The following is a 25,877-nucleotide window of genomic DNA, read 5'->3' as shown; positions in this document are numbered from 1 at the left end:
GGCCTAGAGGTGCGCGTAGACGTCGTCGAGGGAGATCCCGCGCGCCACCATCATCACCTGGACGTGGTAGAGCAGCTGGGAGATCTCCTCGGCGGCGGCGTCCTTGCCCTCGTACTCGGCGGCCATCCAGACTTCGGCGGCCTCCTCGACGATCTTCTTGCCGATGGCATGGACGCCCTTGCCGACGAGCTCGGCGGTGCGGGAGGTGCTGGGGTCGCCGTTGGCGGCCTTGTGCTGGAGCTCCGTGAAGAGCTCTTCGAAGCTCTTGGTGGGTTCGTTCGCCATGATGCCCTTAGAGTACGGGCTCTCCCCCGTCCGCCGGTGCCCGGGTTCACTCCTTGGACTACCGCCAGGGTTCGCTGACGGTGCGCAGGGTCATGGCGGTGGAGACGGCGGCGGTGACCGCTTCGTGCCCCTTGTCCTCGTTGGAGCCCTCAAGTCCGGCGCGGTCCAGCGCCTGCTCGTCGTTGTCGCAGGTCAGGACGCCGAAGCCGACGGGGACTCCGGTGTCGATCGACACCTGCACCAGGCCCTGGGTGACGCCCTGGCACACGTAGTCGAAGTGCGGGGTGCCGCCGCGGATGACCACGCCGAGGGCGACGATGGCGTCGTAGCCGCGGCCGGCCAGCACCTTCGCCACGACCGGGAGCTCGAAGCTGCCGGGGACGCGGAGCAGGGTGGGCTCGTCGATGCCCAGTTCGTGCAGGGCCCGCAGGGCGCCGTCGACCAGACCGTCCATGACCTTCTCGTGCCACTGGGCCGCGATCACGGCCACCCGGAGGTCTCCGCAGTTCTTCACGCTCAGTTCGGGTGCGCCCTTGCCGCTCACAGCTCTGCTCCTCGGTGTTTCGGTTCGTACGAGTGGTGTGTCTGCGTGGTTCTTGGTTGCCGGCTACTGGTTGCCGCAGGCGGAGGTGGGTACGGCACCCTCCAGCCAGGGCAGGTCGTGGCCCATCCGGTCCCGCTTGGTGCGCAGGTACCGCAGGTTGTGCTCGCCGGCCTCGACGGGCATGGGCTCCCGGCCGGCGACGGAGATGCCGTGGTCCTCCAGGGCGGCTGCCTTGTCGGGGTTGTTGGTCAGCAGCCGGACGGTGTGCACGCCCAGGTCGGCGAGGATCTGGGCGCCGGCGCCGTAGTCGCGGGCGTCGGCGGGCAGGCCCAGTTCCAGGTTGGCGTCCAGGGTGTCGCGGCCGCGCTCCTGGAGCTCGTAGGCGCGCATCTTGGACAGCAGTCCGATGCCGCGGCCCTCGTGCCCGCGCAGGTAGACGATGACCCCGCGGCCCTCGGACTGGACCTTGGCCATGGCGGCCTGGAGCTGGGGGCCGCAGTCGCAGCGCTGGGACTGGAAGATGTCGCCGGTCAGGCACTCGGAGTGCATCCGGACCAGGACGTCCTTGCCGTCGCCGATCTCCCCGTGGACGAGGGCGACGTGCTCGACGCCGTCGACGGTGGAGCGGTAGCCGTACGCCGTGAACTCGCCGGCGGCGGTCGGCAGGCTGACCTCGGCCTCGCGGCGCACGGTCGGCTCGGAGGAGCGGCGGTAGGCGATCAGGTCCTCGATGGAGATGATCGTCAGGCCGTGCTTGCGGGCGAAGGGGATCAGCTCGGGCAGCCGCAGCATGACCCCGTCCTCGCCGGCGATCTCCACGATGGCGCCGGCCGGGCGCAGGCCCGCGAGGCGGGCGAGGTCGACGGCGGCCTCGGTGTGGCCGTTGCGGACCAGGACGCCGCCGGGCTTGGCGCGCAGCGGGAAGATGTGGCCGGGGCGGACGAAGTCGCCGGCCTCGGAGGTGCCGTTGGCCAGCAGCCGCAGGGTGGTGGCGCGGTCGGCGGCGGAGATGCCGGTGGTGACGCCGTGCGCGGCGGTGGCGTCGACGGAGACGGTGAAGGCGGTCTTCATCGACTCGGTGTTGTTCTGGACCATCTGCGGGAGCTCCAGGCGCTCCAGCTCGGGGCCCTCCATCGGCGCGCAGATCAGGCCCCGGCACTCGCTCATCATGAACGCGACGATCTCGGGGGTGGCCTTCTCGGCGGCGATGACGAGGTCGCCCTCGTTCTCGCGGTCCTCGTCGTCGACGACGACCACGGGGCGGCCGGCGGCGATGTCGCGGATGGCCTGCTCGACGGGGTCGAGGCGGAAGGTCTCCTGGTCGTCCGCGTCCGGCACGGACTTGAGGATGGTGGTCATGCCGTTGCTCCTTCGAGGGCCGGGGCGGGGGTGGTGCGCGAACGCTGGTACCAGTCGTAGGCGCCCCACAGGACGAGCGCGAAGTAGACGACGTAGACGAGGCCGGAGAAGGCCAGGCCGCTGTTGAAGGCGAGGGGGACGCCGACGAGGTCGACGAGGAGCCAGGCGAACCAGAACTCGACCAGGCCGCGGGCCTGGGCCACCATCGCGACGATCGTGCCGACGAAGATGTAGGCGTCGGCCCACGGGCTCCACGACAGGTTCGGGAAGAGGGTGAACAGGCCGCCCACGGCGAGGGTGCCGGCGGCCGCCCCGGCGAGGAGCAGTCCGCGCTCCTTCCAGGTGGCGGTGCGCACGGCGATGGATCCGTCCTGGGCCTTCTGCCGGCCGAGCTGCCAGGCGCGCCAGCCCCAGACGGCGACGGAGATCACCAGGAGCTGCTTGCCGACGCCGCCCGCGAGGTGGGCGGAAGCGTAGGCGGCGACCAGGATCAGGCCGGAGAGGAGCTGGGCGGGCCAGGTCCATATGGAGCGGCGCCAGCCGAGGGCGAGGGCGGCCAGGCCCATCAGGTTGCCGATCATGTCGGACCAGATGACCTTCTGGCCGAACACCTCGAAGGCCTGGGTGTTGAGCCAGGTCAGGGCGGTCACTGCTCCGTCTCCTTCGCGTGGAGGGGGTTCACGCCGGCGGCCAGCAGGCGCTCGACGTACTTCGCGAGGACGTCGACCTCGAGGTTGACCGGGTCGCCGCTCTGCTTGATGCCGAGGGTGGTCAGCGCGAGGGTGGTGGGGATGAGGCTGATGGTGAAGTAGTCGGCGGCGGCCTCGACCACGGTGAGGCTGACGCCGTCCACAGTGATAGAGCCCTTCTCTACGACGTACCTTGCGAGGTTCTCCGGCAGCGAGACCTTGACGATCTCCCAGTGCTCCGAGGGGGTGCGGGAGATGATCCGGCCGGTGCCGTCCACGTGTCCCTGCACGAGGTGGCCGCCGAGCCGGCCGCCGAGGGCCATCGGGCGCTCCAGGTTGACCCGGGAGCCGGCGGCGAGGGCGCCGAGGCTGGAGCGGTTGAGGGTCTCCTGCATGACGTCGGCGGTGAACTCGCCGTCCTCGGTCTCGACCACGGTCAGGCAGACACCGTTGACGGCGATCGAGTCGCCGTGCTTGGCGCCGTCGGTGACGACGGGGCCGCGCAGGCGGAAGCGGGAGGCCTCGGCGAGCTGCTCGACGGCGGTGACCTCGCCCAGTTCTTCGACGATTCCGGTGAACACTCAGTGCTCCTTGGGGGCGTTGGTGGGGACGGCGGTGATGCGCAGATCGGGGCCGGTGCGGACGGCCTCGGTGATGTCGAGGCGCACCGCGCGGGCGATGTTCGTGATGCCGGCGCCGGCGAGGGCGGCGGGGCCGGCGCCGAGGAGGGCCGGGGCGATGTAGCCGACGACGCGGTCGACGGCCCCGGCCTCCAGGAAGGCTCCGGCGAGGGTGGGGCCGCCTTCGAGGAGGACGGAGCGCACGCCGCGCCCGTACAGCTCGGAGAGGAGGCGGTCGAGGGGGAGGCGGCCGTCGCGCAGCGGCAGCCGGAGCACCTCGGTGCCGGGCAGGTGCGCGGTGTCGGCGTCCTCGCCGGTGACGATCAGGGTGGGGCCGGCGTCGTCGAGGATGCGGGCGGTCGCCGGGAGGCCGGCGCGGGTGTCGAGGGCGACGCGCAGCGGCTGGACGGCGCCTTCGACCCCGCGGACGGCGAGGTGGGGGTCGTCGGCGCGCAGGGTGCCGCCGCCGACGAGGACCGCGTCCGCCTCGGCGCGCAGCCGGTGGACGTCGGCGCGGGACTCGGGGGAGGTGATCCAGCGGCTGCTGCCGTCCTCGGCGGCGCTGCGGCCGTCGAGGGTGGCGGCGTACTTCCAGGTGACGTGGGGACGGCCGAGGCGTACGGAGGTCAGCCAGGCGGCGTTGCCCTGCTCGGCCTCGTCGGCCAGGAGCCCCGCCCCGGTGGCGATCCCGGCGGCGCGCAGGGTGGCTCCGCCGCCGCGGGCCTGCGGGTCCGGGTCGGAGACGGCGTAGACCACGCGGGCGATGCCGGCGTCGATGAGGGCCTGCGCGCAGGGGCCCGTACGACCGGTGTGGTTGCAGGGTTCGAGGGTGACGTAGGCGGTGCCGCCGCGGGCGGCGTCTCCCGCCGCGCGCAGGGCGTGGACCTCGGCGTGCGGGCCGCCGGCCCGCTCGTGCCAGCCTTCGCCGACGACGGCGCCCGCGGGGTCGGTGATGACGCAGCCGACGACGGGGTTGGGGCTGGTGGAGCCGAGTCCGCGGGAGGCCAGCTCGATGGCCCGGCGCATCGCGGTGATGCTCGGGTCGGGTGCTGCCTGCGCGGCGTGTGTCGCCACCGGGTCCTCCTGCCTCATCGGGCACGGACTCCGGGGCCTGTCGGGATACGACAGATGAAGCGGGTAGCGCACGCGGGGACGCCGAGGCCGGGAAAACGGTCCGTCCGACACGTATCCGCTGGGAATACGCCGATGGACCGCCGACGGCGGCGTACCGGTGACTGGCCCGCCGCGCACTGCCTCCCATCCGGACTTTAACCGTCGGTCCAGGAATTTCACCTGGTCAACCGGCCGCTGGATGCGGACGGGTCGCGGACTATACCGCCGGTTCGGAATTACACCGACCCCGGAGTGCGCTGCTACTGGTACTAGGCCCAGTGTGCCACGGGGGATCGGGGGCCATGCGGGTGAAGCGCTGTGGCCTGGCTCACAGGAACGCCTTCCTTGAGCGTTCCTATTGCGCCACCGGTGTCGCGATCCCTCCCTGCGCAGCTTTGGTCCAGACCTATTGACGGGTTGGTCTAGTCCTCTTAACGTTCCCTTCATCTTCCCCGGGAGCCGGCCTGCCGACGTGCGCACGTCACGGGCCAACCAGCGCCACTTTTCTGCCTGTTGCCGCACTTTGGCCCTGCCATCCTCCCCTCCCCAGGAGGCACCATGCTGTCCCCCACACGTACGAGAGCGATGCTCCTGGCATCCGGCGCCGCGATCGCCGGACTGCTGGTCGGCGGGCTCTCGGCCGGCGTCTCGCACGCCGCCGACAACGAGACTTGTCGCCCGGACGGGCTCTACAAGACGACCGGCGTCGACGTCCCGTACTGCTCGGTCTACGACTCCGAAGGCCGCGAGAAGATGGGCGCCGACCACCAGCGCCGCGTCATCGGCTACTTCACCGGCTGGCGCACCGGCAAGGACGGCAGCCCCGCCTACCTCGCCAACAACATCCCGTGGTCCAAGGTCACCCACCTGAACTACGCCTTCGCCCACGTCGGCGCCGACAACAAGGTCTCGGTCGGCGCGGACAACGCGAACAACGCCGCCACCGGGATGACCTGGCCGGGCGTCGCGGGGGCAGAGATGGACCCGGCCCTCCCGTACAAGGGCCACTTCAACCTGCTGAACAAGTTCAAGAAGCAGTACCCGAACGTGAAGACGCTGATCTCGGTCGGCGGCTGGGCGGAGACCGGCGGCTACTTCGGAGACGACGGCAACCGGGTCGCCTCCGGCGGCTTCTACTCGATGGCCACCAACGCCGACGGCTCGGTCAACCAGGCGGGCATCGAGACCTTCGCGGACTCCTCGGTGGAGTTCATCCGCAAGTACGGGTTCAACGGCGTCGACATCGACTACGAGTACCCGACCACCATGAAGGACGCCGGCAACCCCCTGGACTGGCAGCTGTCCAACGCCCGCCGGGCCGGACTGGTCAAGGGCTACGACGTCCTCATGAAGACCCTGCGCGAGAAGCTCGACCGCGCGGGCGCCGCCGACGGCAAGCACTACCTGCTCTCCGTCGCCGCCCCCTCCTCCGGCTACCTGCTGCGGGGCATGGAGACGTTCCAGATGCAGAAGTACCTGGACTACGTCAACATCATGTCCTACGACCTGCACGGCGCCTGGAACGAGTACGTCGGCCCCAACGCCTCGCTCTTCGACGACGGCAAGGACGCCGAGCTGGCGGCCGCGGGCGTCTACTCCACCTCCCAGTACGGCGGCGTCGGCTACCTCAACACCGACTGGGCCTACCACTACTTCCGCGGTTCGATGCCGTCGGGCCGGATCAACATCGGCCTGCCGTACTACACCCGCGGCTTCAAGAACGTGCAGGGCGGCACGGACGGCCTGTGGGGCAAGGCCCCGGCCACCAGCTGCCCGGCGGGCGCCGGTCTGACCAAGTGCGGTGACGGCGCGGTCGGCATCGACAACCTGTGGCACGACAAGGACGCCAACGGGGTCGAGTCCCCGGCGGGCTCCAACCCGATGTGGCACGCCAAGAACCTGGAGAAGGGCGTCGTCGGCGACTACGTCACCAAGTACGGCTTCCCCGCGAACACCACCCTGACCGGCAGCTACGCACGCAAGTACGACTCCACGCTCGTGGCGCCGTGGCTGTGGAACGCGCAGAAGAAGGTCTTCCTGTCGACGGAGGACGAGCAGTCGGTGGCGGCCAAGGCCGACTACGTGGTCGACAAGGGCATCGGCGGCACGATGGTCTGGGAGCTGGCCGGCGACTACGCCTACAACGCGGCCAAGGGCCAGTACGAGACGGGCGACACCCTCACCTCGCTGATGTACGACAAGTTCAAGGCCGCCACCCCGTACGGTGCGAAGAAGGCGGGCGCCACCGCCCTGCCGACGCAGGCCGTGGACATCAAGACGGAGTTCACCGAGTTCAAGCTGGGCGACTCCAACTACCCGATCACCCCGAAGCTCAAGATCACCAACAACACGAAGAGCACGCTGCCCGGCGGCACCGAGTTCCAGTTCGACTACGGCACCTCGGCCCCGGCCAACGCCTCGGACCAGTCCGGCTTCGGTACGAAGGTGATCGCCACCGGCCACAGCGGCAACAACGTCGGCGGCCTGAAGGGCGACTTCCAGCGGGTCTCCCTGAAGCTCCCGGCCTGGCAGACGCTGGCCCCCGGCGCCTCGGTCGACCTGGCGTTCAACTACTACCTGCCGGTGTCCACGCCCTCCAACTGGACCGTGAACATCTCGGGCACCACCTACGCCCTCGCCGGTGACCTGGCGCGAGGCACCACCACCGGCGAGCCGGGCGGCGGCAGCACCCCGCCGACCACCCCGCCCACCACTCCCCCGACGACCCCGCCGACCACCCCCGGGACCTGCACCTCCCCGGCGTACGTGGCGGGCACGGTCTACAACTCGGGGACCGTGGTCTCGCACAAGGGCCACACCTGGAAGGCCCAGTGGTGGACGCAGAACGAGGAGCCCGGCACCACCGGCCAGTGGGGCGTCTGGAAGGACCAGGGCGCCTGCTGACCCCGGCAGCCGAGCACGAGTGAATGAGTGAGTGAGGACCCGGTGGCCCGGCGGCCACCGGGTCCTCGCGCGTACGGGGCCCCCGGCGCGCGGCACGTCACATTCCGCGGCCCTGTTCTGTCACCTGGGGGAAGGCACTCCCACGCGGAAGGACACCCCCATGAGCACGATCCTCGTCACCGGCGGCACCGGGAACCTCGGGGCACTGGTGGTCGACCGGCTGCGGGGCCGGGGCCACGAGGTCCGGGTCCTGAGCCGGCACTCCCCCGAGTTCCCCGTGGACCTGCGCGACGGCAGCGGGCTGGACGCGGCGACGGCGGGCGCGCGGGTGGTGGTGCACTGCGCCAGCTCGCCGCGTGGCGGCGACGACGTCGCGGCCCGGCACCTGATCGCGGCGGCCCGGCGCAGCGGGACCGTCACCAACATCGTCTACATCTCGATCGTCGGGGTGGACGTGGTGCCGCTCGGCTATTACGCGGTGAAGCGCCGGGTGGAGCGGATGCTGGAGGACTCCGGGCTGGGCGTGACCGTCCTGCGCACGACCCAGTTCCACGACCTGGTGGCACAGGTGGTGGCAACGGCGGCGAAGCTGCCGGTCGTGCCGCTGCCGGGCGGTGTACGGGTCCAGCCGGTGGCCGTCGAGGAGGTGGCGGACCGGCTCGCGGAGCTGGCCGTGCCCACACCCGCGGGCCGGGTGCCGGACATGGGCGGCCCGGAGACCCGCACGCTCGCGGAGTGGGGCCGCGCCTACCTCGCGGCGACCGGGAGCAGGCGGCGGGTGGTCCCGCTGCCGCTCGCGGGCAAGGCGTACGCGGGCTTCCGGCGCGGCGGGAACCTGGCCCCCGAGCGGGCGGTGGGCCGGATCACCTTCGGGGAGTTCCTGCAGCGGAGGAAGTGAGCCGGGGGCTCAGCCGAACAGCTCGTCCTGGGCGGCCGCGCGGGCGGCGAGGCGGGCTCCCTCCAGGACGGCCGGGCCGCCCAGCACGGTGGCGCGGACCTCCGTCGGGACGGGGGCCAGGGCGGCCAGCCGGTCCGCGACGCGGGCGGCGAGGCCGGGGCCGCCCGCGCGGCCGAGCTCCCCGCCGAGGACCACGCAGCCCGGGTCCAGGACGGCGGCGACGGCCGCCGCCCCGAGGGAGAGCCGTTCGGCGAGGGCGTCGAGGAAGACCTCCCCCGCCGCTCCGGCCACCGCCTCCTCCACGGGCCCGGTGAAGCCGTGTTCCGCCGCCAGGGCGGCCACCGCCGCACGTCCGGCCAGGGAGTGGAAGCCGCCTCCGCAGTCCGTGGCGGAGGGCAGCCCGGTGGTCCCGGGGACGGGCAGGAAGCCGATCTCGCCGGCCCCGCCGGAGGCGCCCCTGCGCAGCCGCCCGTCCAGGACGACGGCGGCGCCGACGCCCGCGCCGAGCCACAGCAGCACGAAGGAGTCCAGGTCCCGGGCGGCGCCGACGCGCTGCTCGGCGAGGGCCGCCAGGTTGGTCTCGTTCTCCACCACCACCCTCGCGGGCAGGGCCTCCTGGAGGGCGGCCACCAGGTCCCGGTGCCAGGCGGGCAGCCCGCCGGTGTCGCGCAGTTCGCCGCTCGCCGGGGCGACCAGCCCGGGGGCGCCGACGACGACGGTGTGCAGCTCGCGGGCGCCGGCCTCCCGGGCCAGCTCCGCCAGCCGGGCCACGGCCTCGCCGACCGCGTCGACGGGCAGGGAGGCGCGGGCCAGCGGGTGGCCGAGGAGGTCGGTGACGACGGCGGTCGCGCTGTCGGTCCGTACGTCCAGGGCGGCCAGGTGGGCGCGGCCGGCGACGATCCCGTACAGCCGGGCGTTGGGGCCGCGGCGCTGCTCGCCGGACTCCCCCACGACCTCGATGAGGCCGGCCGCCCCGAGCCGCTCGACGAGGTCGGCGACGGAGGGGCGGGACAGTCCGGTCAGCCGCTTGAGCTGGGCGGCCGTCAGGGGCCCCTCCTCCTGGAGGAGTTCGAGGGCGAGGCGGTCGTTGATGGCCCGGGCCGTGCTCGGCGAGGCGGGGGACGGCGCGGCCGTCGCGGCGGGGGTCAGCACCTTGGCAGGGGTCACGGCGCCCATCTTAGGGAGGGAAAGGACTCTAACTATCAGGCAGGCTCCCTGATAGTTTAATGGCCATGACCGGGGAACCCGACCTCAGCCCGGCGCGCCTGCGCCACGCCCGCTTCGCGATCGCCGCCGTCTTCTGCGTCCACGGCGCCGTCACCGGCTCCTTCGCCACGCGCATCCCCTGGATCCAGGAGCACGCCCAGCTCGGCTCGGGCACCCTGGGCCTGGCCCTCGGCTTCCCGGCCCTCGGCGCGGCGCTGGCGATGCCGCTGGCCGGCCGGATCAGCCACCGGTTCGGCGCCCGCGCCGCCCTGCGCGGACTGCTGGCGCTGTGGACCCTGTCGCTGGTCCTGCCGGGCCTGGCCCCGAACCTGTGGACCCTGTGCGGGGCCCTCTTCGTCTACGGGGCCACGGCCGGGATGTCCGACGTGGCGATGAACGCCCTCGGCGTGGAGACGGAGAACCGGCTCGGCCGCTCGATCATGTCCTCGCTGCACGGCATGTGGAGCGTGGGCGCGCTGCTGGGTTCGGCCGCCGGTACGGTCGCCGCGCACGCGGGGGCCGACGCCCGGCTGCACCACCTGGTCGCGGCACTGGCGCTGACCGCCGCCGGGCTGGTCGCCGTACGCGGGGTGCTGGACCTGCGCGCCGAGCACGAGGAGGAGGCCCCGCCGCGGTTCGCCCGGCCCCCGAAGGCGGCGCTGCTGATCGGCGGGGTGGGATTCTGCGCGGTCTTCGCGGAGGGGGCGAGCCTGGACTGGTCGGCGGTGTACCTGCGGGACGTGCTGGGCACGGCGGCCGGTCCGGCCGCCGCCTCCACCACGGCGTTCGCGCTGACCATGGCCCTGGCCCGGCTGGCCGGGGACCGGGTGGTGGACCGGTTCGGGGCGGTGCGGACCGTACGGACGGGCGGGGTGCTGGCCGTCGCGGGCGGGCTGGTGGTGGTCGGCGTGCGGCATCCGGCGGCGGCCATGGCGGGCTTCGCCCTGATCGGGCTCGGCATCGCGGTGGTGGTGCCGCTGGCCTTCGCGGCCGCGGCCCGCAGCGGGCCGGCTCCGGCCCAGGCCATCGCCGGGGTCGCCACGATCACCTACACCTCGGGGCTGATCGCGCCGTCGGCGATCGGGGCGGTGGCGGACGCCACCTCGCTGGTGGTTTCGTTCGGGCTGGTCACCCTGCTGGCCTGCGCGCTGACCGCGGCGGCGGGGGTGCTGCGGACCGGCCGGGTACCGGGCGCGGCCGGTCCCGCCAACCGGGACGAACCAGCCCCTATCCGGCCGTAATATATGCGCTGGCCCGCTGCGGTGATCTCCACGGATGATCCGGGAGATCCACCGGCAGGCGGCCAGGATCCTTGATCGGCCGACGGAACGGAAGTGGTGGGACATGGGCTTCGGCGTGCGCTGGACCCTGCACGGAGACGGGCGGACGCCCGCTCCCGGCGCGGTGGTGCGGCCCGAGGAGCGGCTGTCGTGGCCGCGCACCGCCGGGCTCGGTGCCCAGCACGTCGTGGCGATGTTCGGTGCCAGCTTCGTCGCCCCGGTCCTCATGGGCCTGGACCCGAACCTGGCGATCATGATGTCGGGCATCGCGACGGTGATCTTCCTCCTCGCGACGCGCGGCCGGGTCCCCTCCTACCTGGGCTGCTCGCTCTCCTTCGTGGGCGTCGCGGCGGCGATCCGGGCCGGTGGCGGGGACAGCGCGGTGGTCACCGGCGCGGTCTTCGTCGTCGGCGCGGCACTGTTCCTGGCGGGCCTGGCCGTCCAGCGGTTCGGGGCGCGGATCATCCACGCGGCGATGCCGCCCGTGGTCACCGGCGCGGTCGTGATGCTGATCGGCTTCAACCTGGCGCCGGTGACGGCCTCGACGTACTGGCCGCAGGACCAGTGGACGGCGCTGCTGACCATGCTGTTCACCGGACTCGCGGTGGTCTGCCTGCGCGGTTTCTGGTCGCGCATCGCGATCTTCCTGGGCCTGGTGTTCGGGTACGCCGTCTCCTGGGTCTTCGACCTGGTCTTCGGCAAGATCCACTCGACGGTGGGCGGGCTCGAGGCGGTGGACCACTGGCGGCTGGACCTCTCGGGCGTGGGCAAGGCCGACTGGATCGGGCTGCCGTCCTTCCACGCGCCGTCCTTCGAGTGGTCGGCCATCCTGATCGCGCTGCCGGTGGTGATCGCGCTGATCGCCGAGAACGCCGGGCACATCAAGGCCGTCGGCGAGATGACCGGTGACCCGCTCGACGACAAGCTCGGCACCGCCATCGCCGCCGACGGCGCGGCCTCCATGCTGTCCACGGCGGTCGGCGGCCCGCCGAACACCACGTACTCCGAGAACATCGGCGTCATGGCCGCCACCCGCGTCTACTCCACGGCGGCCTACTGGGCGGCGGCCGGATTCGCCCTGCTCTTCGGGCTCTGCCCCAAGTTCGGCGCGGTCGTGGCCGCGATCCCCGGCGGGGTGCTGGGCGGCATCACCGTGATCCTGTACGGCATGATCGGCCTGCTCGGCGCGCAGATCTGGCTGAACGCCCGGGTGGACCTGCGCAATCCGCTGAACCTGGTGCCGGCCGCGGCGGGCATCATCATCGGCGTCGGCGGGGTCAAGCTGCACTTCACCGACAGCTTCGAGCTGGGCGGCATCGCGCTCGGCACGATCGTGGTGATCACCGGTTACCACGCGCTGCGCTACTTCGCCCCCGCACACCTGAAGGAGCAGGAGCCGCTGCTGGACTCCGGCACGTCGGACTACGACGCCGACGCGGACACGGACACCGGGGCCGGGGGCGACAAGCGCGGTTGACGGGGCTTCGCCCGAACCGGCGAAGCGCACGGCCAAGTTCCCCGCGCGGGCCGTCCCGGCTGGGACGCTGCCTTGCATGGAAGCGGTACTCGCGCGGATGCGCGCCCTCGACGAGCGGCTCCCCGCGCAGGACGGTGTGGCCGTCTTCAACCGGGTGTACATGACCGTGACGCAGACCCTGCACCGGCGGATCGGCCAGGGCGAGTTCCCGGCGCCGCGGCGGGCGCAGACCCTGGCCGTGCGGTTCGCCGAGCGGTACCTGACGGCGGTGGAGGCGGACCGGGCGCCGGCCTGCTGGCGCCCGCTGCTCCAGTACCGGCGCCACCCGGGCGTACGGCCGCTCCAGCACGCGCTGGCCGGGATCAACGCCCACATCGGGCACGACCTGGCCCTCGCGGTGGTGTCCGCCTGCCGCGCGCTGGACTGCCCGCCGGCGGCCCTCGAAGCCGACTTCCACCAGGTCGGAGACACCCTGGTCTCCCTGGAGGAACGCATCCGGGAGGACCTGATGCCCGGCCCGGACCTGCTGGAGGTCGCCGACCCGCTGACGCACCTGCTGGGCTCCTGGAGCCTGGAGCGGGCCCGGGCGGGGGCCTGGGCGTCGGCCCGTCTGCTGTGGACGCTGCGCCGCTCCCCCGAGCTCGCGGAGGAGTTCGAGGAGTCCCTCGACGCAGGTGTCGGCCTGGTCGGGCGCTGCCTCCTCACTCCGACGGCCCGCCGCTCCGCTGCGCGGTGCGGCCCGGGCGCGTGGTGACCCTCCGCTGCGCGGGGCTGCCCGGCCGTACCGGTGGCGCCGCCGGTCGCCGCTGCGCGGGCTGCTCCCCGCCCCACCCTTCGCCCGTTCCCCGGGGCTGCGCCCCGGACCCCCTGGGGGCTCCGCCCCCAGACCCTCCCCCAGCTACCGCTGGGGGGACCCCCAGCGCCTCAAACGCCGGCGGGGCTATTCATAGCCCCGCCGGCGTTTGAGGCGTACGGGGTCAGGGGCGGAGCCCCTGGGAACGGTGGAAGTGGGGGTCCCCCCGGACGGAGTCTGGGGGAGGTAGGGGACCGGCCCCGCGCAGCGGCACACCACCCGCACCCGACCCACCGGCCCCGGACGCACGAACCGGCCCCGCCCCGCCCACGCCGGACGGAGTCCGGCGCAGCGGCGCGAAGCCGGTAAGGCGCCCTGGCGCCGCACCGCGCGAGCGGTGCGTCAAGAGGGGCTAATCCTCGGGGAGTTCCACCGGGGCGATCTCGTCGAAGACGTCGCCCGGGCCCGGGTTGGCGGCGTCCGTGGACCCGCCCAGGTGGTGCATGACGCCCCAGACGGCGTTCAGCGCGGTCTGCACCGCACCCTCGGCCCAGCCGGCCGTCCAGGAGATGTCGTCGCCCGCGAGGAAGATGCCGCGCTTGTCCTCGGGGAGGCGGTCCTGCATGAAGTGGGTGTACAGGCGCCGCTGGTAGCGGTAGTGACCCGGCAGGTTGGCCTTGAACGCGCCCATGAAGTAGGGCTCGTTCTCCCAGGACACGGTCACCGGGTTGCCGATGATGTGGCGGCGGATGTCGACCTTGGGGTAGATCTCGCCGAGGGACTTCAGCATGACCTCCATCCGCTCGTTCGCGGACAGCGGCAGCCACTTCAGGCTGTCGTCGCACCAGGTGTACGACAGGCAGATCACGGCCGGCTGGTCCGGGCCGTTGTCCAGCAGGTACGTACCGCGGGTCATGCGGTCGGTCAGCGTCATCGACATGACGTCGCGGCCCGTCTCCTCGTCCTTGTCCAGCCAGAACGGCCGGTCGACGGGGATGAAGAGCTTCGAGGACTCCATGTAGTGGGTGCGCTCGATCGCCGTCCAGTGGTCGATCGGGAAGAGCGTGTCGTCGCACGCGATCTTCGACAGCAGCATCCACGACTGGGCCGTGAAGATCGCCGCGCGGTAGGTGCGGATGTCGCCCGACGCGTCGGTGACGGTGATCCGGTTGCCGGCCGTGCGGTGCAGGCGGGTGACCGCCGGGCGCGGGGTGCCGTCGTGCAGGGAGGACAGGGACGTGCCCTGGGCCCAGTGCAGGATCTTCTCGGGCTCGCGCTCCCACAGGCGCAGCGGCAGCTGCTGCGAGCCGCCGACGATGCCGCGGTGGTGGTCGTCCGCCTCGGTGTAGACGACGCGCAGGATCTCCAGGATGGAGTTCGGGAAGTCGGTGTCCCAGCCGCCGGTGCCGAAGCCGACCTGGCCGAAGATCTCGCGCTTGCGGAAGGACTTGAAGGCCTCGGACTTGCAGAGGAAGCCGTAGAAGGTCTCGTCGTCGAGCTTCTCGACGAGCTTCGCCCAGATCTCGCGGATGCGCGGGACGTCCCGCTCGCGCATCGCGGTGTTCATGTCGGAGAAGTCGGCGCCCTCGTCGAGGCAGGCGTTCCACGCGGCGGCGACGTCGCGGTAGACCTGCGGGAGGTCGGCGATGGTCTCGGCGTAGTGGGTCTCGCCCTTGAGGTCCACGACCGTGGAGGGGGTGGCCTCGGACAGCGGGTTCGGGAAGGGCTGGGTCTGCAGGCCCACGAGGTCGATGTAGTGCTGCAGCGCGGTGGAGGACGGCGGGAAGCGCATGGCGCCCATCTCCGCGGTGAGGCCCTCGGTGCCGGCGCCCTCGAAGCCGACGGTGCGCAGGCGGCCGCCGATCTGGTCGGCCTCGTACACGACGGGCTTGAGGCCCATCTTCATCAGCTCGTAGGCGGAGATGATGCCGGACAGGCCGCCGCCGATGACGGCGACCTCGGTGCCGTGCTCGGTCGCCGGTATCTGGCCCAGGCCCGCCGGGTGGGCGAGGAAGTCGTCGTAGGCGTACGGGAAGTCCGGCCCGAACATGGTGATCGGGGGCTGGCCGTCGCTGTGCGGAACGGCGGTGGTGGGCACCGTGGACGTCATGGGGGCACGTCTCCTTGCGGCAGAGCAGGCAGGGCGGGAGGGCTGGGGGGCGGAGCTGGGGTCTCAGACGAGGGAGTCGTAGAGTCCCGGGCGGCGGTCGCGCAGGTACGGGTTGGTCTCGCGGGAGGCCTCCAGGAGTTCCGGGTCGACCTCCCCGAACACCATTTCCTCGCCGCGGCCGGCCCGGGTGCGGGTGACCCCGTCGGGGCTGGCGAGGCAGCTGAGGCCGACGAACTCGAACTCGCCCTCGGGGCCGGTCCGGTTGACGTACGCGATGTACATCTGGTTTTCGAAGGCCCGTACGGGGACCAGCTGTTCGGCGACGAACTGGAAGGGGTGCATCTGCGCGGTCGGGACCAGGAGGAGGTCGGTCCCGGCGAGCGCGTGGGCCCGTACGTTCTCGGGGAACTCCACGTCGTAGCAGATCATGATGCCGACGCGGAGGCCGTTCAGGTCCGCCTGGACGACGGGGGTGTCGCCGGGGGTGAAGGCGTCCTGCTCGAAGCAGCCGAACAGGTGGGTCTTGCGGTAGTTCGCCAGCCGGGCGCCGTCGGGGCCGATCAGCTGCGCCGAGTTGTAGACGGTGTCGCCGTCCCGCTCCGGGTAGCCGTACAGGACGGCGATCCCGTGGCGGCGGGCGATGCCCGCGATGGCGTGGGCGGACTCGCCGTCGGCCGGTTCGGCGTACCCCGGCACCTCCTGGAGGTCCAGCGCGTAGCCGGTCAGGAACATCTCCGAGGTCACGAGGAGCCCGGCCCCGCCCTGTGCGGCGCGCGACGCGGCCTCGTCGAGCCGCTTCAGGTTCTCGGCGGTGTCGCCGAGCCGTCCGGAGCTCTGGAGGAGTGCGGTGCGCAGCGGGGGCATGGGCGTACCTCTGTGACAGATGGGGTGGGGGTCGTAAAACGGTACGTTCGCGCGTTCGACCGGGACAAGCCGTGACCGTTGCGCTGGGCGCATCGATTCGTTGCGCGTTCCGGCGCAAGTGCGGCGATTCGTTGCGCGGGCCGTTTCCGGTGGCCCCGGAGCCCGTGCGGGGGCCGGGGCGGGACCTGACGGCCGGGGGAAAAGCGGCTGCTCAGCCGGGCTCCGGGGGCTTACCCTGCGCCCGACCGACAAGGCCCTCAGGAAGGATCCCGCACCGACATGTCCGCCGAGAATCCCGCCTCCCCGCTCGACAACCCGGTGTGGGGCTCCCTGAACGGCGCGCACCGCGCCTTCGCCGAGTCCTCGGGGAGCGGGGCCGCCCGCTACCTCCTGTCCGTCAACCCGTTCGCCGCGCTCTGCGACCCGGAGGACCCGGCCGCCTGGGCGGACCTGGCGGCGCTGGTCGGCCCGGGGCAGGAGGTGTGGCTGACGGGTCTGCTGACGCCGCCGGCGGGCTGGGAGACGGTGGCCGTGGTGCCCGGGGTCCAGCTGGACGGCCGGGCGGTACGGGTCGAGCACGCGCCGGAGGCGGTCCGGCTCGGCCCGTCCGACGTGGAGGAGATGACGGCCCTGGTCAAGCTGACCGAGCCGGGCCCGTTCCTGCCGCGCACGGTCGAACTGGGCACCTATCTGGGGATCCGGCACGAGGGCCGGCTCGTGGCGATGGCCGGGGAGCGGATGCGGCCGCCGGGCTGGACCGAGATCAGCGCGGTGTGCACACATCCGGACTTCCGCGGCCGGGGGCTGGCGGCCCGGCTGGTGCGGTCGGTGGGAGCCGTGATCCGGGACCGCGGCGACCTGCCGTTCCTGCACGCGGCGGCGGGCAACACGGGGGCGATCCGGCTGTACGAGTCGATGGGCTTCACCCTGCGCCGGGAGCCGGTGTTCATCGGCGTGCGCTCCCCGAAGCAGTAGACGATCTTCCGTAACACGCTTTAACACGCGGTTCATTGAGTGCCGGCGCGGTAGCCCGTAGCGTCGGCGGTACGGGAGCGCGGGCGGCGGAAGAGCGGCCGTGGCGATGAACACGCAGCAGATCAGCGGTCGTCCGGACCGCCGCCGCGCTCCCGGTTTTCTTGCGGCGGGTTTCAGTGGGCGTCGAGCGGTCAGACGCGGGGCGAGGCCACTGGAAGGAGCCGTCATGACCGACCTCTCACGCCTGCCCGGCGCCGCCCTCCACCACTGGCAGTGGCAGTCCCGGGCCGCCTGCCGCGCGCTCGGACCCAACCGTTTCTTCCACCCCGCCGGCGAGCGCGGGGAGGAACGCGACGACCGGGACCGGGCGGCGAAGGAGGTCTGCGCCCGCTGCCCGGTCCGGGCGGCCTGTCTGGAGCACGCGCTGCGCACCCGTGAGCCCTTCGGAGTGTGGGGCGGGCTGACGGAGGAGGAGCGCCGCGCGCTCACCGGCCCCGCCGCCCGCCGTCCGCTGTCCGCGACCGGCGCCGCCCCCGGCTGACCGCCCCGTCTACCGCTGCCGCTGCTCCCAGGCGCGGGCGAAGAGCTCGTGCGGGGGCAGCGGTGCGAGCATGCGCAGCAGCGGCGGGTGCAGCGTGGTGCCGGAGGCCGCCGCCAGGTGCGGGGCCAGCTTGGCGTGCTCCACCGGGAGGTGCGGGGCCTTGAGCTCCGTCCACGGGCCCGGGACGAACAGGGTGCGTCCGGCGCGGGCCCGCTTGCCGCTCTCCACCGCGCCGGAGGCCGCCAGCTCCGCCTGCGCGGCCTTGTGCCGGGCCGCCGTCCAGCCGTTCCAGCGGCGGACCGCGCGGTCCGTCGGGCGGACCAGGGCCAGCAGCTGGAGGTACAGGGCGGCGGCGTCCGCGCCGACCCCCAGGGCCGCCGCGGCCTCAGCGACCAGCTCGGGGGCGCTCAGCGCCGGGTTCGCCTCGTATCCGCCCTCGGGTACCGGGGTGTCCGCGGCGCGGGCGGCCAGCCGGGCGAGGCCGTCCTGGAGGTCGCGGTGGCGGCGCAGGACGGTCAGCAGGTAGCCGTCCCGGACCGTGGCGGCGATCCGCTCGGCCCGCTCCCTGCGCTGCGGGTCGGCGAGGGCCGCCGTCCGGAGGAAGACGTCCCCGCTGGGCACGGCCACCACGAACACCCCGTCGTCGAGGGCCGTGGAGGTGCCTGCGGCCCCCTCCCACAGCGGCTCGGGGCAGGGCAGGACGGGCCCCGCGTACGGGGTGAACGCCGGGTCGCCCTCCGCGATGCCGGCCAGCTGGTCGAAGAAGGTGCCGAGCGGGACGAGCGCGCCCGGGCCGTCCAGGTGGTCCCGCAGCCGCCCGTACAGGGCCAGGGCGCCCCGGGCGCCGGGGTCGCCGACGGGCCGTTCCGTCAGGGCCCAGGCGATCGCGGAGGCGGCGGTGTGGTGGGCCGGTTCCCCGTGGATCCAGTCCCCGGCGGTGCCGTCGGGACCGGCGTGGTGGAGGTGGATCCCGCCCATCCGGTTGCCGGCGAGTACGAGGCCCTCCGCGCCGGAGGGCACACCGTCGGGGGTCCGGCCGGCGGACAGGGCCCGCGCCCAGGGCAGGGGCAGGCCCAGCTCGGCCTCCAGGGCGGCGGCCAGCTCCTCGTCCACGGGCTCCTCGGCGCCCAGCAGGCCGGTCCACACGGCGGCCATCCGCTCGGCGGCCCGGACGGTCCCGCCCGGCTCCCACAGCTCGGCCGGATCCTGCGGGAGGCCGGCGGCGAGGACCGCGCAGCGGCCCTCCTCGCCGAGCTTCCGGGAGAGCTCCCCGTACTCCTCGGCGAGCGACTTGTCGGCCTTGAACGGCGCCGAGGCCAGCAGCTTGAGGTGCTCCCGGTGGTTCTCGCGCGCCGGGAACCCTGCCAGGACCAGGCCCGCCACGGGCCCGCGGACCCCGGTCAGCCGGGTGAAGGCCTCGCGGGCGGCCGGCTCCGCGGGCAGCGGGCCCCGCTCGGCGAGCAGTGCCAGCAGCCGGGGCAGGCGTACGGAGTCCTCGTCCTCGACGGTGGTGGTCACGCAGTCCTCGGCGCCCTCGGGGGCGGGGTCGGCGGCCCGCTGGAGGAACCAGGCCCGGCCGTGGCGGACGGCCCCGGAGGCCAGGGTGTGCCCGGCCGCGCGGTGGGCGGCCAGCGCCTCCCCGCCCGCCCGGCCGGTGCGCCAGGTGCCGCCCGCCTCGGCGAAGGGCTGCCCGCTCCAGGTGTCCAGCAGCGCGGCCAGGGCCGTCCGCTGCTCCTCGGGGGTGGTCGCGGCGGCGGCCCGCCAGGCGACGGCGCCGATCCGGCCGACCAGCGGCTCCCAGGGCTCGGGGTCGGCGGGCCGGGCCAGCAGGCGGGCCTCCTCGTCGATCTCGCCGCGCAGGTGGCGCCCGTCGGCGGCGACGGCGGTGAGCATAGCGGGCTGCCGGGCGGGCTCGGGGTCGTCGTAGTAGCGGTGCCGGAGCGGCAGCAGCGGGTGGAGGGCGGGGGCCAGGACGGAGTCGGGCACCTCGGTGCGCAGGGTGACGGCCGGCGCGGCCCGCATCAGGGCGACGCGGCGGGCGAGCTCGCGCAGCCGGCGCAGGACGTCGGCGGCGAGGCGGGCGGCCCGGTCGGTTCCGGCGGCGATGCGCGGTTCGAGGCCGCCGGGCAGGGCGGGGGCGGGGTCCCCGGCGACGGCGGCGTCGAGCAGGGCGCGTACGGCGGTGTCGTCGAGGGTGCGCAGGGCCTTGGAGGAGGCCGTGCAGCGGGGGGTGAGGAAGTGCCAGAAGGCGGGCGGCGGGACCGGGCCGGCGCCTTCGCCGAAGCCGGGGGTGCGGCGCCCGTCGGAGCCGGGGAAGCCGTGGACCTGCCACAGGAGGGAGTTGTCCTCGGCGGCGTGGCAGCGGATGGCCTCCTGGCCGGTGAGCACCCCGTCCTCGCCGCCCTGGGGCATCCGTACGACGGCCCAGGGCCGGCGGCCCGGGCGGCGGCTGCGGTAGGAGGCGCGGCGGCCGTCGATGCCCTCCAGGACGAACGAGGTGGGCGAGGGGCCGGCGTAGGGGGTGTGGTTGAGGACGCGGAAGCCGGTGAGCCGGCCGTCCTGGCCGAGCGGGGAGGCGGGGGCGCCTTCGGGGAGGGAGGCGAGGGTCTGGCAGGAGGAGGAGAAGCGCTGCGTGCCGGGCGGGAGTCCGGCGGGGGTGTGGAACTCCGGGGGCGTGGTGTCGTCGAGCACCTCGCCGGTCTCCGGGTGGACGCGGGTCAGGAGCCGGCCGGTCCGCGGGCCGACGCCGCCGGAGCTCCAGTAGCGCCGGCCGTCGCTCATCTGGGAATCGTAGGAGCCGATGCCCTCGCGGCCGCCGGGGCGCAGGACGGAGCCGCCCTCGTGGCGGCCCGCGCCGTCCGGGGTCTGGAAGTGGTACCCGAGGTCCCCGCTGCTGCCGTAGCGGCGCAGGCCGAGCTGCTGCTCGGGCTCGAAGACGTCCTCGGGGCGGTCGGCCCAGAAGGCCCGGTCCCCGAAGGAGGCCTTGGGGGTGGTGCCGAAGGCGACCAGGAAGGCGCCGCCGACGTAGTGCACGCTGTGCGCGGTCGCTTCTTCGGGGAGCCGGAAGGCGCAGGAGGCGCGGGGGCCCGCGTGGTCGACGGTGACGGCCCGGTCGGGGCCGTAGACGGTCAGCAGGGGCCAGGTGCAGGTGACCCCGGTGACGGCGTCGGGGCCGCCGAGTCCTGCGACGGCCTCCTCGAGGGCGGGCCAGGCGTGCTCCTCGGGCAGTCCGGCGCGCAGGGCGCGGCCGAGGGGGCCGGTGAGGTCCGGTTCGGCGAGGGCCCCGTCGATGCCGTCGAGGGCGCGGGCGGTGGGGCGGTCGAGGAGGGTGGCGAGCTCGTCCACGGCCTCGTCGGCCGCCGCGAGGCCGCCGCCGCGCAGGGCCGCGAGCAGGCCCTCGATCCGGCCGTGCACCTCGGCGGTGATGCCGGCGTTGTGCGGGAGGCGGCTGATGGCGGTGCCGGAGCCGCGCAGGCCGGCGTGGACGGTGCCCTCCAGGCGGGGGCCGAAGACGGGGTCGGCGGCCAGGGCCTTGAGGTCGCGGCGGGAGCGGGCGCCCCAGAACACCAGTTCCACGGCGGGGCCGGGGTCCTGGACGGCGATGCCCTCGGCGAGGCAGGCGTCGAGGAGGTCGGCGTCCAGTCCCCGGTAGGTGTAGCGGTCCTCGTGCAGCCGCAGCGGGCTGTCGGACGCGCGCAGCCGGGGGGCGAAGAGGGTGAGGAGCTCGAAGAGCTCGGCGGGCATGGGCTGGCGCATGACGCCGCCGCCGCTGCGGCCGTGGGCGTAGCGGCCGGCGTACCGGGAGAACCATTCGGTGAGGCCGCCCCCGGGGGCGGTCCGCCCGGCCGCGGCGGCCTCGGCGGCGCCGCTGCCGAGGAGCAGGCGCAGCCAGGAGGAGGCGTCGCCGCGGCTCTCCGGGAAGAGGTCGAGGAGCAGGGCGGCGGCCTCCTCCGCCGGGGGGTGGGCGGTCAGCAGCGGGGTGGCGGCGTCGAGCAGCCGGTCGGGGAGCTCCTTGCCGCGGGCGGCGCCGATGACGAGGCCGAGGCCGCGTGCTTCCTCGGCGGTGTCGAGGCCGGCGGCGCGTGCGGAGAGCCGGATGCGGCGGGCCAGGTCGGCGGGGAGTTCGCCGGGCGAGGCGGCCCAGGTGCGCAGGACGCGTACGTACTCCTCGTGCGCGGCGGCGGGCTCCAGGGCTCCGGCCAGCCAGGCCTGGTGGCCGCTGAGCTCGGTGGCGGGCAGGGCTCCGGCGCGGGCGAAGAGCAGGAGGTTGGCCCGGTGCCAGTCGGGGTCGACGGGGAGGCGGTGGGTGCGTTCGGCCTTGCGGGCCAGGGCGTAGGCGCGGGCGGCGGAGCGCGGGTGCCAGGCGATGAGCTTGTGGCCGATGGTGTCCCAGAACCAGGGCAGGTGGGCGGGATCCAGTTCCCGTACGCGCCGCTCCAGGCCGTCCACGTAGCGGCCGGGCTTCTCGTAGGCCCGGTGGATGGTGCCGAGGGCCTCGTCGAGCAGCAGGGCGGCGGCCGGCGCGGAGCCGGGGTCGTGGGCGCGGGCCCAGTCGGTGTAGGCGGCCGAGAGGTGCGGGTCGGCCGGCGGCTGGATCTGGATCTTCATGGGCCCGATGGTGGCACGGCCCTCCGACAGCCCGGCCGGGCGTCCCGTACGGGTACGCCGACGCCCCCGCCGGATGTTCCGGCGGGGGCGTCGGCGACGGCTTACGCGGGTGCGCCCGAGGTGAAGCGGCGCAGGAGCGGGCTGAGGACGAGGACGGACTTGGTCCGTTCGACGAAGGGCTCGCCCGCGATGCGCTCCAGGACGCGCTCGAAGTGCCTCATGTCGGAGGCGAAGACCTGGACGAGGGCGTCCGCGTCGCCGGTGACGGTCGACGCGGACACCACCTCGGGGTACCGCTCCAGCCCTCGCCTGATGTCGTCCGGCGAGGTGTTGTGGCGACAGTAGATCTCGATGAAGCCCTCGGTCTCCCAGCCCATCGCGGCCGGGTCCACGCGGACGGTGAAGCCGGTGATGGCGCCTTCGGCCCGCAGCCGGTCCACGCGCCGCTTGACGGCGGGGGCCGAGAGCCCGACCTCGGAGCCGATGTCCGCGTAGGAGCGGCGGGCATCCTCGGCGAGGGCGTGCACGATGCGTTCGTCGAGATCGTTCAGTCGCACTGCGGGTGGATCACTTCTCTGCTGTGGCCACTTCTGCTTCGGTGGCCAGTCGGGAGCGGCGGACGCCGTACACGAAGTAGAACACGAGGCCCACGATCATCCAGCCACCGAAGACCATCCACGTCGCCATATCGAGGCTGAACATCATGTAACCGCAGGCGAGGACGCCCAGGATCGGGGTGACGGGGAAGAGCGCCACCTTGAAGGTGCGCGGCATGTCGGGGCGGGTCCGGCGCAGGATGACGACGGCGACGTTGACGAGGCCGAAGGCGAAGAGGGTGCCGATGCTGGTGGCGTCGGCGAGCTTGCCCAGCGGGATGAAGGCGGCGAGGACGCCGCAGAACAGGGAGACGATCACCACGTTGGCGCGGGGGGCGCCGGTCTTCTCGTCGACCTTGGCGAAGACCTTGGGGACGAGGCCGTCGCGGGACATCGCGAAGAGGATGCGGGTCTGGCCGTAGAGGACGGCGAAGACGACGGAGAAGATCGCGACGATGGCACCGCCGGCGAGGACGACGCCCCAGACGCTGGTGCCGGTGACGTCGGTCATGATCTGGGCGAGCGCGGCCTCGGTGCCCTCGAAGTCCTGCCACGGCATGGCGCCGACGGCGACGAAGGCGACGAGGACGTAGAGGACGGTGACGATCGCCAGCGAGAGCATGATCGCCCGCGGCAGGTCCTTCTTCGGGTTCTTGGCTTCCTCACCGGCGGTGGAGGCGGCGTCGAAGCCGATGTAGGAGAAGAAGAGGGTGGAGGCGGCGGCGCTGATGCCCGTGACGCCGAGCGGGGCGAGCGGGGTGTAGTTGCCGGCCTTGATGCCCATGATGCCGATGCCGATGAAGAGCAGCAGGGTGACGATCTTCACCGCGACCATGATCGAGTTGACCGTGGCGCTCTCCTTGGCGCCGCGCATCAGGAAGACCATCGAGAGCAGGACGACGACCAGGGCCGGCAGGTTGATGAAGCCGCCCTCGCCCAGCGGCGCGGAGACCGATTCGGGGATGGTGACGCCGATGGTCCCGTCGAGGAACTCGTTGAGGTACTGGCCCCATCCGACGGCGACGGCCGCGACGGAGACGGCGTACTCCAGGACCAGGCACCAGCCGCAGATCCAGGCTATGAGCTCGCCCATGGTGGCGTAGGCGTACGAGTACGAGGAGCCGGAGACCGGGACGGAGCCGGCCAGCTCGGCGTAGGAGAGGGCCGAGAACAGGGCGGTCAGGCCCGCGATGACGAAGGAGATCGTCACGGCGGGGCCGGCCTTGGGGGCGGCGGTGCCGAGGACGACGAAGATGCCGGTGCCCAGGGTGGCGCCGATGCTGATCATGGTCAGCTGCCACATGGTGAGCGAGCGGCGCAGCGTGCCGCCCTCGCCCTGCCCGCCCTCGGAGACGAGCCGCTCGACCGGCTTGCGCCGCATGAGCGGGTTCACGGGCTTGCGCGTCTCCGGGGAGAGCGTGGGTGCCTGGCCCTGATCGAGCACGGGGGACTCCTTTGACACTGCGGATGGGGACGGTTCGGGCGTCGACCGCAGCGGTCCGGAGCAGTTATCAGACAGGGGTGAGCCCGTCTGGGCATGAGGGGACCGCCGAGCAGGCGGTCCGCGCCACTCCACGTACAGGGGGTGAGCCTACGAGCAGAGTGATACCGCCCGTAATGCACCATCCTTGCACATTGGCGGACGATCGTTGCGCGGATCCGTCCGCCATGGTCGTTTGTTGCGCGCGGATGATCGATCGCTGCACAGGGCCCCGCCGGGCGGTTTCATTGACACCTCGTCAGATCTGTCGCAGCGTGCCGCCATGGAGCAGAGCCCGGGGACCGTTACCGGAACGTGGCGCGGCGAGTACTCCGGGTCGGCGGCGGCGGTCGAGCCGGGCCCGCGCGGGGTACGGGTGAACGCAGTGGCCCCGGGGGGGGCCGCGGACCCCGCGGGCCGAGGACCGCGGGGCCGGCGCGAGGTTCCGTACCCGACGATCGGAGACGCGGAGTGAGACCACCACTGGGCCCCGAGGAGCGGTGGCAGGACCCCGGCCCCTTCCTGCGCGGGGTCGCCTGGCTGGACAAGGGCCGCCCGGTGCGCGCCGACCCGGACGACACCATGCGGCTGCCCTGGGACACCGGCGAGCGGGCCACCCTCCCCATAGGCGTACGGCTCGAATTCACCACGCGCACGGCGCACGCGGTGGAGATCCGCTACCGGGCCACGGTGCCCGGCCCCACCGACGCGCTGCGCGACCTCTCGCACGGCTTCGCCCTGTGGAGCCGGCACGGGCTGCTCCGCGAGGTCTTCACCGAGCCTGCCGCGGAGTCCGTCGTACGCCTCGAACTCCCCCGGCAGCACGGCCCGTTCACCCTGCACCCACCCGAGGCACAGTCCCCGCTGATCCTGGGGCTGCGCGGCATCGGCGGCGAGCTCGCCCCCGCCCCCGCGGCCCCCCGCTGGGTGGTGCACGGGGACTCCATCACCGAGGGCTGGTGGTCCACCCGCCCCGCGCACGGCTGGCCCGCCGTCGCCGGCCGGGCGCTGGGCTTCGACACCGTCAACCTCGGCTACGCGGGCGCCGCGCGCGGCGAGCTCGCCACCGCCGAACAGCTCGCCGCGCTCCCCGCCGACGTCCTCACCCTCGCGTTCGGCACCAACTGCTGGTCCCGCGTCCCCTTCACGGCCGCGCTGCTGTACGAGACCACGCGCGTCTTCCTCGACCTGGTCCGCCAGGGCCACCCGCGCACCCCGCTGCTGCTCCTGTCCCCCGTGCTGCGCCCCGACGCCGAACGCACCCCCAACCGCCTGGGCGCCACCCTGGGCGCCCTCCGGGACGCGATGGAGCGGGCCGTCCGGGACCGGATCGCCGCCGGGGACGGCCGGCTGGCCCTGCTGCCGGGCCGGGACGTGCTCGGGCCCGAACACCTCGCGGACGGGCTGCACCCCAACGACGCCGGACACCAGGTCCTCGGCCTCGCTGTGGTCACGGCCCTGAGGCGGGCCGGGTTCGACGGCGGGTGAGTGAGTCACGCCATACCGCTCCCGCTGAACAGGACGCCCCCGCGGCG

The 25,877-nt window shown here is 73.5% G+C and carries 20 protein-coding genes and 1 riboswitch; of the genes, 8 read left to right on the top strand and 12 right to left on the bottom strand.

The annotated features are described in order from the left end of the window. Positions 1–3: 3 nt before the first annotated feature. The 6 genes from OG553_RS28400 to ribD form a co-directional block, all read right to left on the bottom strand. Complete coding sequence (locus OG553_RS28400; protein ID WP_362467458.1) at positions 4–285, bottom strand: phosphoribosyl-ATP diphosphatase; 282 nt, start codon at positions 283–285, stop codon at positions 4–6. Positions 286–343: 58 nt separating this feature from the next. Further along, positions 344–829 carry a 6,7-dimethyl-8-ribityllumazine synthase gene (gene ribH / locus OG553_RS28395; RefSeq protein ID WP_007262951.1) on the bottom strand — a complete coding sequence of 162 codons (486 nt, stop codon included), beginning with the start codon at positions 827–829 and terminating at the stop codon, positions 344–346. Between the two features lie 63 nt (positions 830–892). Further along, on the bottom strand, positions 893–2,188 hold the full coding sequence (locus OG553_RS28390) for a bifunctional 3,4-dihydroxy-2-butanone-4-phosphate synthase/GTP cyclohydrolase II (RefSeq protein ID WP_405981681.1): 1,296 nt from the start codon (positions 2,186–2,188) through the stop codon (positions 893–895). Next, complete coding sequence (locus tag OG553_RS28385) at positions 2,185–2,838, bottom strand: nicotinamide riboside transporter PnuC (protein WP_405981680.1); 654 nt, start codon at positions 2,836–2,838, stop codon at positions 2,185–2,187. The genes OG553_RS28390 and OG553_RS28385 overlap by 4 nt, the downstream gene beginning before the upstream one ends. Next, positions 2,835–3,458 carry a riboflavin synthase gene (locus OG553_RS28380; protein WP_405981679.1) on the bottom strand — a complete coding sequence of 208 codons (624 nt, stop codon included), beginning with the start codon at positions 3,456–3,458 and terminating at the stop codon, positions 2,835–2,837. The genes OG553_RS28385 and OG553_RS28380 overlap by 4 nt, the downstream gene beginning before the upstream one ends. Next, positions 3,459–4,589 (bottom strand): bifunctional diaminohydroxyphosphoribosylaminopyrimidine deaminase/5-amino-6-(5-phosphoribosylamino)uracil reductase RibD, encoded by a 1,131-nt coding sequence (gene ribD / locus OG553_RS28375; RefSeq protein WP_405981678.1) that lies wholly within the window; start codon positions 4,587–4,589, stop codon positions 3,459–3,461. 151 nt (positions 4,590–4,740) lie between these two features. Then, positions 4,741–4,870: riboswitch (FMN riboswitch) on the bottom strand. Positions 4,871–5,168: 298 nt separating this feature from the next. Between ribD and OG553_RS28370 the strand changes: the two genes are divergently transcribed. Continuing rightward, positions 5,169–7,514 carry a chitinase C-terminal domain-containing protein gene (locus OG553_RS28370; RefSeq protein ID WP_405981677.1) on the top strand — a complete coding sequence of 782 codons (2,346 nt, stop codon included), beginning with the start codon at positions 5,169–5,171 and terminating at the stop codon, positions 7,512–7,514. 160 nt (positions 7,515–7,674) lie between these two features. Then, the gene (locus tag OG553_RS28365; protein WP_405981676.1) at positions 7,675–8,412 is read left to right on the top strand and encodes an SDR family oxidoreductase; all 738 of its coding nucleotides are present in this window, start codon (positions 7,675–7,677) and stop codon (positions 8,410–8,412) included. Between the two features lie 9 nt (positions 8,413–8,421). On the opposite strand, the gene OG553_RS28360 is transcribed toward OG553_RS28365, so the two are convergent. Then, the gene (locus OG553_RS28360; protein ID WP_405981675.1) at positions 8,422–9,588 is read right to left on the bottom strand and encodes an ROK family transcriptional regulator; all 1,167 of its coding nucleotides are present in this window, start codon (positions 9,586–9,588) and stop codon (positions 8,422–8,424) included. Between the two features lie 56 nt (positions 9,589–9,644). On the opposite strand from OG553_RS28360, the gene OG553_RS28355 reads away from it, so the two are divergent. The 3 genes from OG553_RS28355 to OG553_RS28345 all read left to right on the top strand — a co-directional run bounded on the left by OG553_RS28355 (position 9,645) and on the right by OG553_RS28345 (position 13,129). After that, complete coding sequence (locus OG553_RS28355) at positions 9,645–10,859, top strand: MFS transporter (RefSeq protein ID WP_405981674.1); 1,215 nt, start codon at positions 9,645–9,647, stop codon at positions 10,857–10,859. A 103-nt stretch (positions 10,860–10,962) separates the two neighbouring features. Then, on the top strand, positions 10,963–12,375 hold the full coding sequence (locus tag OG553_RS28350) for a uracil-xanthine permease family protein (protein WP_405983162.1): 1,413 nt from the start codon (positions 10,963–10,965) through the stop codon (positions 12,373–12,375). 76 nt (positions 12,376–12,451) lie between these two features. Further along, positions 12,452–13,129 carry a DUF5995 family protein gene (locus OG553_RS28345; protein ID WP_405981673.1) on the top strand — a complete coding sequence of 226 codons (678 nt, stop codon included), beginning with the start codon at positions 12,452–12,454 and terminating at the stop codon, positions 13,127–13,129. Positions 13,130–13,580: 451 nt separating this feature from the next. Here the strand turns inward: OG553_RS28345 and OG553_RS28340 are convergent, their stop codons facing one another. Beyond that, entirely contained in the window at positions 13,581–15,278 is a 1,698-nt protein-coding gene (locus OG553_RS28340) for an NAD(P)/FAD-dependent oxidoreductase (protein WP_125818232.1), read from the bottom strand. A 63-nt stretch (positions 15,279–15,341) separates the two neighbouring features. After that, positions 15,342–16,142: a carbon-nitrogen hydrolase family protein gene (locus OG553_RS28335; protein WP_405981672.1), complete on the bottom strand. Its 801-nt coding sequence runs from the start codon at positions 16,140–16,142 to the stop codon at positions 15,342–15,344. 279 nt (positions 16,143–16,421) lie between these two features. Here OG553_RS28335 and OG553_RS28330 point away from each other — a divergent pair, with 279 nt between their 5' ends. Continuing rightward, a complete protein-coding gene (locus OG553_RS28330) occupies positions 16,422–17,117 on the top strand; it encodes a GNAT family N-acetyltransferase (protein WP_405981671.1) in 696 nt (231 codons plus the stop codon). A 226-nt stretch (positions 17,118–17,343) separates the two neighbouring features. Beyond that, positions 17,344–17,658: a WhiB family transcriptional regulator gene (locus tag OG553_RS28325; RefSeq protein ID WP_405981670.1), complete on the top strand. Its 315-nt coding sequence runs from the start codon at positions 17,344–17,346 to the stop codon at positions 17,656–17,658. A 9-nt stretch (positions 17,659–17,667) separates the two neighbouring features. Here the strand turns inward: OG553_RS28325 and OG553_RS28320 are convergent, their stop codons facing one another. From OG553_RS28320 to OG553_RS28310, 3 genes are all read right to left on the bottom strand, one after another. Next, positions 17,668–22,266 carry a hypothetical protein gene (locus OG553_RS28320; protein ID WP_405981669.1) on the bottom strand — a complete coding sequence of 1,533 codons (4,599 nt, stop codon included), beginning with the start codon at positions 22,264–22,266 and terminating at the stop codon, positions 17,668–17,670. Between the two features lie 101 nt (positions 22,267–22,367). Continuing rightward, entirely contained in the window at positions 22,368–22,823 is a 456-nt protein-coding gene (locus OG553_RS28315) for an Lrp/AsnC family transcriptional regulator (protein ID WP_007262967.1), read from the bottom strand. Positions 22,824–22,833: 10 nt separating this feature from the next. Then, complete coding sequence (locus OG553_RS28310) at positions 22,834–24,306, bottom strand: amino acid permease (RefSeq protein ID WP_405981668.1); 1,473 nt, start codon at positions 24,304–24,306, stop codon at positions 22,834–22,836. Positions 24,307–24,813: 507 nt separating this feature from the next. Here OG553_RS28310 and OG553_RS28305 point away from each other — a divergent pair. Further along, positions 24,814–25,830 carry a GDSL-type esterase/lipase family protein gene (locus OG553_RS28305; RefSeq protein ID WP_405981667.1) on the top strand — a complete coding sequence of 339 codons (1,017 nt, stop codon included), beginning with the start codon at positions 24,814–24,816 and terminating at the stop codon, positions 25,828–25,830. Positions 25,831–25,877: the final 47 nt, after the last annotated feature.

The sequence above is a fragment of the Streptomyces sp. NBC_00158 genome, assembly GCF_045160885.1.
Taxonomy (GTDB): Bacteria; Actinomycetota; Actinomycetes; order Streptomycetales; family Streptomycetaceae; genus Streptomyces.
This window is presented reverse-complemented; position numbering and strand designations above follow the sequence as displayed.